A 12050-nucleotide genomic window follows, 5' to 3' on the forward strand; every position below is an offset into this window, starting at 1 on the left:
ATGAAGACACGCGTGTACGAATACGCAAAAAAACACAATATGAGTAGCAAGGAAATCATTACACTGTTAAAACGCTTGAATATAGAAGTGGCCAATCATATGAGTGTGATGGATCAAGAGATGATTAACAAGGTGGAGCAGCATCTGGCCAAGCTGCGCGCATCGGCGCCCCGCCCGACCGACAATAGGACAGGGGGAACGGCTAACGGGCAGAGACCAAAACAGGGGCAGCAAACAGGAGAGACAAAACCGGCGCATGACACTGGCAAGCACGTTCAATCGGGTGAGAAAAGAGAGCAAAATCGCAGCGGTGACAGACCAAAAGGAAATCGTCCGGAACGTCACAGGCAAAACCAGGGGAAGAATCAGGAGCGAAGAGCCAACGATATGAGAAACCAAACGGGAAAACAGACAGACCGCAGCAAACAGGCCAATCAGCCGAAGCAGGCAGCCGCTCAGAATGCCAAGCCTGCCGAGGAATTTGAAGACAAGGTAAAAATCCCTCCAAAAGTTGGGATGGAAAAGCGGGAGAAGATCAAAAAAGGACCAACCGGCAAGAAGACCTACGAAGAGTCGCGGAAGAATCCCCCCTTTAACAAAAACAGCCGCCGTAACGACAACCGCCGCGGTGGGCACCGTGAACACAGGCCTGTAATGGAACCACCAGCCAAAATCACTTTTACCGAATCGCTGACAGTAGCCGAGCTGGCCAAAAAACTGCGCAAAGAACCGGCGGAGATCATTAAAAAGCTGTTTATACTTGGTGTGATGGCCACGATCAATCAAGATCTGGACAGAGACACGATCGAGTTGGTTTGCGCGGAATACAACGTAGAAGTAGAAGAAAAAATCGTGATTGATGAGACCAACTTCGAGACCATCGAAGAAGTGGATGCACCGGAAGAACTGGTGGAACGTCCCCCCGTGGTCACGATCATGGGTCACGTCGACCATGGGAAAACGACTCTGCTTGATGCTATTCGCTCTGCTAATGTAGTCGCTGGCGAAGCTGGCGGAATCACCCAGCATATCGGCGCCTATCAGGTCGAAGTAAAAGGGAAGAAGATTACCTTCCTCGATACTCCGGGACACGCCGCTTTTACCACCATGCGGGCGCGCGGAGCGCAAATCACCGATATTACGATCTTGGTAGTCGCGGCAGACGATGGAGTGAAGCCACAGACAGTGGAGGCGATCAGTCACGCCAAAGCGGCGAATGTGCCGATTATCGTGGCCGTCAATAAAGTCGATAAGCCGGAAGCCAACCCGGATCGGGTGAAACAGGAACTGACCGAATATGAGCTGGTCGCGGAAGAGTGGGGCGGAGACACGATCTTTTGCCCGATTTCCGCCAAGGAACGGAGCGGCCTGGAAGAACTGCTGGAATACATCTTGCTGGTAGCGGAGGTTCAGGAGTACAAGGCAAATCCGAACAAACGCGCACGCGGCACTGTGGTGGAAGCAGAGTTAGACAAAGGACGTGGTCCGGTGGCTACCATCCTCGTCCAGCATGGCACGCTCAAAGTGGGTGATCCGATCGTGGTCGGTCATACCTACGGTCGTGTACGCGCGATGGTAAACGACAAGGGACGCCGTCTGAAGGAAGCTGGTCCGTCTACCCCTGTGGAGATCACCGGGCTGCATGATGTGCCGCAAGCAGGAGACCAGTTCATGGTCTTCGAAGATGAGAAAAAGGCACGTGCCATTGGCGAAGCACGCGGTGCCAAACTGCGGGAATCGGAGCGACGGGCTAATTCGCGCGTCTCGCTCGACGACCTGTTCCAGCAGATCCAGGAAGGCGATATCAAAGAACTGAACCTGATCGTCAAAGCGGACGTACAAGGATCGGTTGAAGCTCTCCGTGGGTCTCTGGAAAAAATTGAAGTAAACGGGACACGTATCAAGATCATCCACACTGGCGTTGGAGCGATCACAGAATCTGACATTACCTTGGCTAATGCATCTAATGCGATTGTGATTGGCTTTAACGTACGCCCAGAGCCAAACGCCCGCAGCATGGCGGAACAGGAAAAAATCGATATCCGTCTGCATCGCGTGATTTACAACGTGATCGAAGAGATCGAGTCGGCTCTCAAAGGGATGCTTGATCCTGTGTTTAAAGAAGCGATTATCGGTCAGGCGGAAGTTCGCCAGGTGTTCAAAGTTTCCAAAGTGGGCAACATCGCCGGCTGCTATGTAACGGAAGGAAAAATCACCCGGGATGCCGGTGCCCGCGTCATCCGCGATGGAGTGGTTATCTACGAGGGCAAACTGGATACCCTGAAGCGGTATAAGGATGATGTCAAAGAGGTAGCGTCCGGATATGAATGCGGGATCACTTTGGAACGCTACAATGACATCAAAGAAGGAGATATCATCGAAGCCTTTGTCATGGAGGAAGTGAAGGCCTGATGGTTGGGGTAGCGCGAGTGGAACTGCATCTGCCCGCCTGCCAATCGCTGAAAGAAAAGCGGTCGATCGTGAAAAGCGTCATTGCCCGCTTGCGCAACAAGTTTAATGTATCCGTGGCGGAAGTCGCCTATTTAGAGCAATGGCAGCGTACCGAACTGGTTATCGCTGCCGTTGCCAATGAGATCTCCTTTTTGCAGCGGGAACTGACACAAGTTATCCAAATGGTAGAAATGGTTCCCAATGCAGAGTTGATCGATCACGTTACGGAATACTACGAGTAAGGCGTCTACCGGAGGTGAAACAACCCGATGAACAAGATGCGGTTGAACCGTGTGGGAGAAGAGATCAAAAAAAAGCTAAGCATTCTCTTGCAGCGGGAATTGAAAGATCCGCGAATCGGTTTTGTCACCGTTACCGATGTGGAGGTAACCAGTGACTTGCAGATGGCTAGAGTATACGTCAGCATTTTTGGCAGTGCAGAGCAGAGGAAAGTGAGCTTGGAAGGCCTGCACAAGGCCAAAGGCTATCTGCGCACGGAGATCGGCAGGCGGATCAAGCTGCGGCATACCCCTGACCTCGTCTTTAAGCTGGATCAGTCCATTGATTACGGGAACAAAATCGACTCGATTCTGCGTGAGATTTCCACGGATGAAGGGAAGAGAAACCATGAGTGATTACGCCGCTGCACTCCAGGAAGCGGTGCGGTTCATGCGGGAACACGACCGGTTTTTGATTATCTCCCATGTGAGCCCGGACGGTGACACGACCAGTGCCGCGCTCGTGACGGCACAAATGCTTGATCAGCTCGGCAAAAGCTATGTGATTGTGAATGAAGGGGCGACACCGGCAAAGTTTGATTATTTACCGGGATTTGCACAGATTGTAAACCTTTCTGAGCAGCCGATAGAGGAGAGGTTTTCGCACGTGATCGCGGTGGATGCGGCAGACTCCAAACGGATGGGAGAGGTTTCCCATCTGTTTTTGGAGGATGTAGAGCTGCTCAACATTGACCATCATCCGACCAACGATTACTTCGGGACCGTCAACGTGATTCGAACGGATGCTGCCGCCACCGTAGAGATCATGTTTGACCTGCTGGAGGCGGGAGCGTTTCGCACAGATCCGGAGATTGCTACTTGCATCTATACCGGTCTGGTTACGGACACAGGTGGATTCCGCTACTCCAACACCAGTGCCAACGTGATGGAGATTGCCGCCAAATTGCTTCCGTACGGCGTCAAGCCTGGCGAGGTCGCCGAGCGCTGCTTGGAAGCGATCACACTGGGTCATGTACGCTTGCTGCAGCGGGCTTTGCAGACACTCCAACTGACTCATCGCCGATTGGTGGCCTCCCTGCGGGTAACCCATCGCGATCTCGTGGAAACAGAGGCTTCTTCTGACGATTTGAGCGGTTTGGTCAATTACGGGAGAAACATCGAGGGTGTTGAGGTTGGCGTGCTGTTCACGGAGATGCAGCCAGGGTTCATCAAGGTGAACTTGCGCTCTCGCCGAGAGGTGGACGTGTCGCAAATCGCCAAGCACTTTGGCGGAGGAGGACATGCACGGGCAGCCGGATACAGCTATGTCGGCAGCATAGCGGATGCAGAGCAGGAACTGTTTTCCAGTCTCAGCGAGGTACTTGGAGTGAACCGCGATGAGTAAGGTGCATGGCGTACTGGTTTTGAACAAGCCGGCCGGACTCACATCCCATGACTGTGTTGCCCGAGTCCGCCGGCTGCTTCAAACCCGTAAAGTGGGACATGCCGGAACACTTGATCCGGAAGTAACGGGTGTCCTGCCGATTTGTCTAGGACATGCCACTCGGATCATCGAATACCTGCAGGATTTGCCCAAAGCATATGAAGTGGTGATGCGTCTCGGTACGTCAACCACGACGGAAGACGCTACCGGTGAGGTAGTTGAAGCAAAGAGCGTCGATGCTGCGGCTATCACAGAGGAGCGTGTCCATGCCGCATTCCGTGATTTGCTGGGTGAAATCAGTCAGATCCCTCCCATGTACTCAGCCATCAAGGTAAACGGAAAACGATTGTACGAACTGGCACGCAAAGGTGAGGTGATCGAACGGCAAGCACGGTCCGTTTTCATCCATGAATTACGCCTACATACCATTTCATACTCCCCGCATGTGGAGGTCCGTTTCTACTGTCGCTGCTCAAAAGGGACCTACATCCGAACCTTATGTGTTGACCTGGGGGCAGCATTAGGGTATCCTGCCCATATGACCCAACTGACCCGGGTGGAAAGCGGCTCCTTCCGATTGGAACAGACAATTTCGCTCGAGCAGTTGGAAGAACGGCATCATCTAGGACAGGACCTCTCCAGATATCTCGTTCCGATTGAAGACGCACTTGTCTTTTTGCCGCGTGTAGAGGTTTCCCCGGAACGCAAAACAGCAGTGCTAAACGGACTCTCGACGGCGCTTCCAGGGATACAGGTGAAAGAGGGAAGCTTGATTCGACTCTTTTCAGAGGATCAACTGTTGGGGGTTCATCGTGTGTGCTATGGTCCAAAGGGGCCGTTTGCCAAACCGGAAAAAGTTTTTCACTTTTGAGGTGGGAAGGTTGAAGACGATCCGATTGTCATACCCATTGTCGCAACAGACAGAGGCCATACCATGCTCGCTTGCCATCGGTTATTTTGACGGTGTTCATCTGGGTCATCGACGCGTCATTCAGAAAGGAATCGATGTGGCCAAAGCGAGAGGGCTGACCAGCGCCGTCATGACGTTTGATCCGCACCCCCGCGAAGTACTGGGGCAGTCCGGATATACGCGCTATTTGACGCCTCTTGAAGACAAACTGGAACAGATGGAAAAAATGGGTGTTGACATCGTATATTTGATGACGTTTGACATTCCGTTTTCTTCCGTCTACCCAGAGGAGTTTATCAGCGAAGTATTGGTGCCGCTGCAAGCCAAACATATCGTTGTCGGATTTGACTACACCTTTGGCTATCGCGGAAAGGGAACGGCATTTACGCTTTCAGAGAAGAGCGAGGGGCGGTATACCCTTGATATTGTAGAACCAGTTAATCGGCTGGGAGAAAAAGTGAGCAGCACGGTAATCCGTGAGTATATCCACCATGGTGTCGTCGAGCAGGCGCGTCATCTCCTGGGGCGCCCGTACAAAATTGTCGGAACTGTCGTTCACGGCGACAAACGAGGTCGGACTATCGGATTCCCGACAGCCAATCTGGAACTAAGCGGACCCTATTTGATTGGGAAAAACGGAGTATACGGAGTGCGAGTCACTCTGGACGGGCAGATCTATTACGGTGTGATGAATATCGGCATCAAGCCAACATTTGCTTTGGAGAAAAAAGAGAAATCGTTAGAGGTGCACTTATTTGACTTCGATGGAGAGATCTACGGCAAAGAAATGCAGGTAGAGTTTCTCTTTTTCCTGCGCGATGAGCAGAAGTTTGCCGGGGTAGAGGCGTTAATCGCCCAGATTGAAAAAGATGTCCAGAAGGCAAAAGCGTCCTTTGCCGCAAAACAATTCTGAGCCCGTCCGCCGTATTCTTTACTTTGCCAGTCAATCTATGCTATAATTCGATTGTTGTTTTGATATACCGCAGCTTGGCTGGCCGATTGCTCACCGACGGCAGACTCGGCTGACGGGGAAAAAGACAGGGAGGTGAGACACCATGGCTATCTCACAAGAACGCAAGAACCAACTGATCAGCGAATTCCGTACCCATGAGAGCGATACCGGTTCGCCGGAGGTACAAATCGCGATCCTGACTGAGAACATCAACAATCTCAACGATCATTTGCGCACTCACAAAAAAGACCACCACAGCCGTCGTGGTCTGTTGAAGATGGTTGGTCAGCGCCGTAATCTGCTGAACTACCTGAAAAACAAAGATGTGGCTCGTTATCGTGTGCTGATTGACAAGCTTGGTCTGCGCCGGTAACGGATCGTTTGGTCACGACAGAAAAAGCGGGGAATCCCGCTTTTTCTATTCCCCTTTTATTTGCTGAGGAGCAGGAAATAATACATACAGCTAGAAATGTATCATGTCAGATATTTATCCGTCTCAAAGGAGGATTGCTAACCGCATGGAGCAACAATATCGTATATACGAATACGATCTCGCAGGCCGAAAGCTGACGCTCGAGTTTGGCAAGCTGGCCAAACAAGCGACTGGTTCGGTCCTGGTTCGTTATGGAGAAACAGCAGTACTGTCTGCTGTCACGGTTTCCAAGGAACCGAAGCAGCTCGATTTTTTTCCGCTTACCGTCAACTATGAAGAGCGTTTGTACGCCGTGGGTAAAATCCCGGGGGGCTTTATCAAGCGGGAAGGGCGTCCCAGTGAAAAAGCGGTGCTGGCCAGCCGTCTGATCGACCGGCCGATCCGTCCGCTTTTCCCAGATGGCTTCCGCAATGAGGTGCAGGTTGTCAATACCGTGCTGTCCGTCGATCAGGACTGTTCACCCGAGATTGCCGCGATGATCGGAACCTCGGCTGCCTTGTGCACGTCGGGCATTCCGTTTAACGGTCCGATCGCAGGCGTCATCGTGGGACGTATTGACGGCGAACTGGTGATCAACCCGACTGTGGACCAGATGGAGAAGAGTGACGTTCACCTGACGGTTGCCGGCACCGGTGATGCGATCAACATGGTAGAGGCAGGCGCTGACGAGGTTCCGGAAGAAGTGATGTTGGAGGCGATCATGCACGGCCACGCCGAGATTCAGAAGCTGGTCGAGTTCCAGAACAAGATCGTCCAAGAGATCGGCAAACCACGCATGGAGGTCGTGCTGCACGCAGTGGACAGCCAAATCGATGCAGACGTCCGCAGCTATGCGGAAGCTCGCTTGAAGGAAGCGATCCGCATCGAAGAAAAGCAGGCACGTGCTGATGCGATCGATGCGATCAATCTGGAGACGAAAGAGCATTTTGCCGAAACGTATCCGGAACAGGAAGCGGTCATCAGCGAAGTACTGCATGACATCGTGAAAGAAGAAGTAAGGCGGCTGATCACCCAGGAAAAAGTTCGGCCGGATGGACGGGCCTTGGACGAGATTCGCCCGATTTCCTGTGAAGTAGGGATCTTGCCGCGGACACACGGTTCCGGACTATTTGCCCGTGGGCAGACACAAGCACTCAGCGTATGTACACTAGGTGCCCTCGGCGATGTGCAGATTCTCGATGGCCTGGGATTAGAGGAATCGAAGCGGTTCATGCACCACTACAACTTCCCGCCGTACAGTGTGGGAGAAGCACGTCCTCTGCGTGCTCCCGGACGTCGTGAGATTGGGCACGGAGCATTGGGTGAACGGGCGATCGAACCGATTATCCCGTCCGAAACCGAGTTCCCATACACGATTCGCCTGGTTTCAGAAGTCCTCGAGTCGAACGGTTCGACTTCGCAAGCATCGATCTGTGCCAGTGTTCTGGCTCTGATGCAGGCAGGGGTACCGATCAAGGCACCAGTTGCCGGCATTGCGATGGGTTTGATTATGGACAAGGACGGCAAACAGTTCTCCATCCTGACGGACATCCAGGGGATGGAAGACCATCTGGGAGACATGGACTTCAAAGTAGCCGGGACGGCAAATGGTGTAACTGCTTTGCAGATGGATATCAAAATCGAGGGTATTAACCGAGAGATCCTGGAACAGGCGTTGGCTCAGGCGAAAGAAGGGCGCATGTTCATCCTGCAGAAGATGCTGGAAGTGATTCCTGAACCGAGCAAGGAGCTTTCACCGTATGCACCGAAGATCCTCACGATGGCGATTCATCCTGAAAAAATCCGCGATGTGATTGGACCGCAGGGACGCATCATCAACAAGATCATCGAAGAGACCAATGTGAAGATTGATATCGAACAAGACGGCCGTATCTTTATTGCTTCCCCTGACGATCAAGCCAACCAACGTGCCAAGCAGATGATTGAGGATCTGGTGCGTGAAGTGCAGGTCGGACAGACATACCTGGGGACGGTAAAACGAGTCGAGAAATACGGGGCGTTTATTGAACTCTTCGCTGGCAAAGAGGGTCTGTGTCACATATCGCAATTGGCGGAACAGCGCGTGGCCAAGACGGAAGACGTCGTATCCGTTGGTGACAAGATACCGGTCAAAGTGGTTGAGATCGACGAGCAAGGACGCGTCAATCTTTCCCGCAAGGCGGTACTCAAGGAACAAGCTGCCGCTCAGCAAGCCCCTGTCAAAGCCGACTAAAAAAGTAGAAAAGTACTAAGCCGAAAAGCTTTGCTGCAAGAAGATCTTCTTCTGTAGGCAAGCTTTTTTTACTTCTACCCCCCTCAACCCGCTCATACATTGGACAGAGAGGACAAAGTACGTACCTCAAGGGCAGGGGAGAGGATGGAATCATGAAGCTGCACACGAGCAGAATGGCAGTGTTTGCTGTGGTGTGGGGCATCTTGCTGTTGATGCTGGTCAATACTCGTCCGGTTGACCAGTACGTAAGTGTAGTCAAAGAAGAAGAGATCCCGATCGCTTATCCGGCGGCAGGCGAAGATGATCTGCGAGGGCAGATAGAAGAATGGAAAAAGCAATATGACCTGCCTCCTGTGGATGCAAAAGTGGATCGCATCTGGAAAGCGGTTCCTGGATATAACGGCCGCCATGTAGACGTCGAAGCGTCCATACGCAGAATCAAAGAATCGGGCCTCGTAGCGCCTGAGCAGTTGGTGTACAAAGAAACCCCCCCCAGCCGTTTCCCTCGATGATTTGGGAGCACAGCCGATCTATCGGGGCAACCCGCAAAAACCGGCCGTCTCATTCATGGTGAACGTCGCTTGGGGCAATGAATACCTGACAGCAATGCTGGATACATTTGCCAAATACAAGGTGAAAACAACTTTTTTTCTCGATGGTTCCTGGGTGTCCAAGTACCCTGATTTGGCGAAAAAAATCTACGATAACGGCCATGAGATTGGAAACCATGCTTATTCCCACCCTGACATGAGCCGCATCGGGCAGGATCGGATTCGGCAAGAAATAGGCAAAACCCAAGCCGTCATCGAGAAGACGCTGGGTATCAAACCGATGTTGTTTGCGCCTCCCTCGGGCGCTTACACACAGCAGGTAGTGGAGATCGCCCACCGTGAATTCGGGATGAAAACCATTCTGTGGACAGCGGATACGGTCGATTGGCGCAAACCGGCTGTCAGTGAAATGGTGCAGCGGGTGAACAAACAATTGGGGCATGGGGTACTGGTCTTGATGCACCCCACCGAAGCATCGCAAAAGGGACTGGAGCAGCTGCTCAAAGCGGCGATTGCCAAAGGTTTCGTGCCGACAACTGTATCAGAAGTGTTGTCCAGCAAGCGCATCGATCCGCGGTAACATTGTCGGATTTTGTTGTGAGACCGTAATAATTTTGCTATAGTTAGACGTGTTCCATACATAGAATGAACGAACAGAACCTCTCCATCAGGGGTGTATTCTGCATGTTACATTAGAGGAGGATCCACGTGATTCAACGACATATTTGTGAGAACGGTCTTCGGATCGTAACAGAGAAGATTCCCTCTGTTCGCTCCGTTGCACTGGGAGTCTGGGTTCGGACGGGCTCCAAGTTTGAGAGTGAAGGGAACAATGGAATCTCGCATTTTTTGGAACACATGTTTTTTAAGGGAACCAAAACCCGATCGGCAAAAGAAATCGCTGAGAGCTTCGACGAAATCGGCGGCAACGTGAACGCCTTCACTTCTAAAGAGTACACCTGCTATTACGCCCGCATCTTGGACCAGCATGCGGTGATGGCACTTGATATTCTGTCTGACATGTACTTTCATTCCGTCTTTGATGAGGAAGAGTTGGAAAAGGAAAAAAATGTGGTCATTGAAGAGATTGGCATGTACGAGGATACGCCAGATGATCTCGTCCACGACTTGATCGCCAAAGCGAGCTACAGTGATCATCCGCTCGGTTATTCCATCCTCGGTACCGAAGAGGTACTGCGCGGCCTAGCCAAGCAAGATCTGCTCTCGTATACCGATGGGCATTACACCCCGGCCAACACGGTGGTTACGGTCGCGGGCAACTTTGATGACCAGTTAATCGAGGAGATCAAAAAGCGCTTTTCTCTCTACCGGCGGCCAGGTGTTTCTCGCCATGTGGAGTCTCCCCGGTTTACATCCAAGTCTATCATTCAATCGAAGGCAACGGAGCAGGCACACTTATGTATCGCCTTTCCTGGGTTGCCCGTCGGACATGATGATATCTATTCGCTCATTCTGCTGAACAATCTGTTGGGTGGCAGCATGAGTTCACGACTGTTTCAAGAGATTCGGGAAGAGCGTGGCTTAGCCTATTCGGTCTACTCATATCACTCTGCCTACAGCGATACCGGGATGTTTACGATCTACACCGGCACTGCACCGGAACAAGTTGGACAAGTGTTTGAGATAACGACCAGTATCTTGGATGACGTCCGTCAAAATGGCATTAGCGACAAAGAACTAAACAAGGGGAAAGAGCAGTTGAAAGGCAGTTTGATGCTCAGCTTGGAGAGCACAAGCAGCAGAATGAGTCGTCTGGGCAAAAACGAGTTGTTGCTGGAGCGGCACCTTAGTCTGGATGAGATTATCGCCAAGATTGACCGTGTCAGCACCGACTCGATCTCGGCAATCGCCAATCGGTTGTTCCGCTCGCCATTGGCACTGGCGATGGTTAGCCCACTTGAACACTTCCCCAACAATGTACGCAGCGATGTACTGGTATCGTAAGGAGGACGTATCATGACTCTACACGTAAAAATCAAGCCGCTTTCCCCGCTGATTGGAAGCGAACTGCCGCTTCCCCGTTACGCCACCCCGGGGTCGGCAGGACTTGACTTGGCCGCCTGCATCGATCAGGAAATCGTCATCGAGCCGGGACAGCGGGCAAAGGTGCCGACCGGGCTTGCCTTTCAAATGCCAGATGCTGGCGTGGTGGGACTCGTCTTCCCACGTAGCGGAAACGCCTGGAAATACGGCGTATCCCTGACGAACTGCGTCGGCGTCATCGACAGTGACTATACAGGGGAAATACAGGTGATTCTGCAGAACTTGGACAGTGAACAGCCATTTGTCGTAAAGCGGGGCGATCGGATCGCACAGCTTGTATTTGTCCCCGTCTTTCAAGCTCAGTTGACGGTTGTTGATGAGTTGACCGAAACGAAACGGGGCGCCGGCGGCTTTGGTTCCACCGGCACGATCTAGCAAAAATCCGGGCATAGCTCGGATTTTTTCGTCGTATAAGAAAGTATAAGCTCAGTGAAGACGAGATCTTGTTTGCAATTCGGCGACCGCCAGCCGCTGCACTAAAAGCAGGCGGACACACTGCAGAGAAGCGAGATCAATAGAGGGGGATACCGTGATGCGGCTAAGCGAGTTTTCCGGGAAAGAGATTATTGACTTTGACAATGGAGAACGGATGGGGATAATCGGCCATTCCGATTTGGAAATAGACGACCGTACCGGCGAAATCACTTCGATTATTTTGCCGGGCGGTTCGTTTTTTGGCTTTGGGAAGCGTCGAGAAGATGTGGTGATACCCTGGAAGTCGATCTTGAAAATCGGGCCTGAGATGATTATTGTCGATATCGGCAGTACCAGACAGGTCTCTCGACGGTAAGTGTTGTAACGGGACGATTTGCGAA

The 12050-nt window shown here is 52.1% G+C and carries 13 protein-coding genes; all 13 read left to right on the forward strand.

Annotated features, from left to right (window positions below; genetic code table 11):
* The gene (gene infB / locus LOK74_RS06635) at positions 1-2412 is read left to right on the forward strand and encodes a translation initiation factor IF-2 (protein ID WP_230045863.1); all 2412 of its coding nucleotides are present in this window, start codon (positions 1-3) and stop codon (positions 2410-2412) included.
* Positions 2412-2693: a DUF503 domain-containing protein gene (locus LOK74_RS06640; protein ID WP_230045864.1), complete on the forward strand. Its 282-nt coding sequence runs from the start codon at positions 2412-2414 to the stop codon at positions 2691-2693. The genes infB and LOK74_RS06640 overlap by 1 nt, the downstream gene beginning before the upstream one ends.
* 27 nt (positions 2694-2720) lie before the next feature.
* Positions 2721-3086, forward strand: coding sequence for a 30S ribosome-binding factor RbfA (gene rbfA, locus LOK74_RS06645; protein ID WP_230045865.1), 366 nt, complete (start codon positions 2721-2723; stop codon positions 3084-3086).
* The gene (locus LOK74_RS06650; RefSeq protein ID WP_230045866.1) at positions 3079-4074 is read left to right on the forward strand and encodes a DHH family phosphoesterase; all 996 of its coding nucleotides are present in this window, start codon (positions 3079-3081) and stop codon (positions 4072-4074) included. The genes rbfA and LOK74_RS06650 overlap by 8 nt, the downstream gene beginning before the upstream one ends.
* Positions 4067-4984: a tRNA pseudouridine(55) synthase TruB gene (gene truB, locus LOK74_RS06655; RefSeq protein ID WP_230045867.1), complete on the forward strand. Its 918-nt coding sequence runs from the start codon at positions 4067-4069 to the stop codon at positions 4982-4984. Before LOK74_RS06650 ends, truB begins: the two co-directional genes overlap by 8 nt.
* A gap of 10 nt (positions 4985-4994) precedes the next feature.
* Positions 4995-5936 carry a bifunctional riboflavin kinase/FAD synthetase gene (locus LOK74_RS06660; protein ID WP_230045868.1) on the forward strand — a complete coding sequence of 314 codons (942 nt, stop codon included), beginning with the start codon at positions 4995-4997 and terminating at the stop codon, positions 5934-5936.
* Between the two features lie 142 nt (positions 5937-6078).
* The gene (gene rpsO, locus LOK74_RS06665) at positions 6079-6348 is read left to right on the forward strand and encodes a 30S ribosomal protein S15 (RefSeq protein ID WP_230045869.1); all 270 of its coding nucleotides are present in this window, start codon (positions 6079-6081) and stop codon (positions 6346-6348) included.
* A 145-nt stretch (positions 6349-6493) separates the two neighbouring features.
* Positions 6494-8620 carry a polyribonucleotide nucleotidyltransferase gene (locus tag LOK74_RS06670; protein WP_230045870.1) on the forward strand — a complete coding sequence of 709 codons (2127 nt, stop codon included), beginning with the start codon at positions 6494-6496 and terminating at the stop codon, positions 8618-8620.
* A gap of 152 nt (positions 8621-8772) precedes the next feature.
* Positions 8773-9132: a VanW family protein gene (locus LOK74_RS06675; protein WP_230045871.1), complete on the forward strand. Its 360-nt coding sequence runs from the start codon at positions 8773-8775 to the stop codon at positions 9130-9132.
* Position 9133: 1 nt separating this feature from the next.
* Complete coding sequence (locus LOK74_RS06680; RefSeq protein ID WP_230045872.1) at positions 9134-9751, forward strand: polysaccharide deacetylase family protein; 618 nt, start codon at positions 9134-9136, stop codon at positions 9749-9751.
* Positions 9752-9879: 128 nt separating this feature from the next.
* Entirely contained in the window at positions 9880-11136 is a 1257-nt protein-coding gene (locus LOK74_RS06685; protein WP_230045873.1) for a M16 family metallopeptidase, read from the forward strand.
* Positions 11137-11148: 12 nt separating this feature from the next.
* Positions 11149-11610 carry a dUTP diphosphatase gene (gene dut / locus LOK74_RS06690; protein WP_230045874.1) on the forward strand — a complete coding sequence of 154 codons (462 nt, stop codon included), beginning with the start codon at positions 11149-11151 and terminating at the stop codon, positions 11608-11610.
* A 157-nt stretch (positions 11611-11767) separates the two neighbouring features.
* Positions 11768-12025 (forward strand): YlmC/YmxH family sporulation protein, encoded by a 258-nt coding sequence (locus tag LOK74_RS06695; RefSeq protein ID WP_230045875.1) that lies wholly within the window; start codon positions 11768-11770, stop codon positions 12023-12025.
* Positions 12026-12050: the final 25 nt, after the last annotated feature.

It is taken from the genome of Brevibacillus humidisoli (genome assembly GCF_020923435.1).
Classification (GTDB): Bacteria; Bacillota; Bacilli; order Brevibacillales; family Brevibacillaceae; genus Brevibacillus_E; species Brevibacillus_E humidisoli.

Bases quoted from the DNA above. Each gene is read 5' to 3' on its own strand.
- LOK74_RS06640 (WP_230045864.1), top strand. From the start codon at position 2,412: ATGGTTGGGGTAGCGCGAGTGGAACTGCATCTGCCCGCCTGCCAATCG.
- rbfA (WP_230045865.1), top strand. From the start codon at position 2,721: ATGAACAAGATGCGGTTGAACCGTGTGGGAGAAGAGATCAAAAAAAAG.
- LOK74_RS06695 (WP_230045875.1), top strand. From the start codon at position 11,768: ATGCGGCTAAGCGAGTTTTCCGGGAAAGAGATTATTGACTTTGACAAT.
- truB (WP_230045867.1), top strand. From the start codon at position 4,067: ATGAGTAAGGTGCATGGCGTACTGGTTTTGAACAAGCCGGCCGGACTC.
- LOK74_RS06670 (WP_230045870.1), top strand. From the start codon at position 6,494: ATGGAGCAACAATATCGTATATACGAATACGATCTCGCAGGCCGAAAG.
- rpsO (WP_230045869.1), top strand. From the start codon at position 6,079: ATGGCTATCTCACAAGAACGCAAGAACCAACTGATCAGCGAATTCCGT.
- LOK74_RS06650 (WP_230045866.1), top strand. From the start codon at position 3,079: ATGAGTGATTACGCCGCTGCACTCCAGGAAGCGGTGCGGTTCATGCGG.
- dut (WP_230045874.1), top strand. From the start codon at position 11,149: ATGACTCTACACGTAAAAATCAAGCCGCTTTCCCCGCTGATTGGAAGC.
- infB (WP_230045863.1), top strand. From the start codon at position 1: ATGAAGACACGCGTGTACGAATACGCAAAAAAACACAATATGAGTAGC.
- LOK74_RS06675 (WP_230045871.1), top strand. From the start codon at position 8,773: ATGAAGCTGCACACGAGCAGAATGGCAGTGTTTGCTGTGGTGTGGGGC.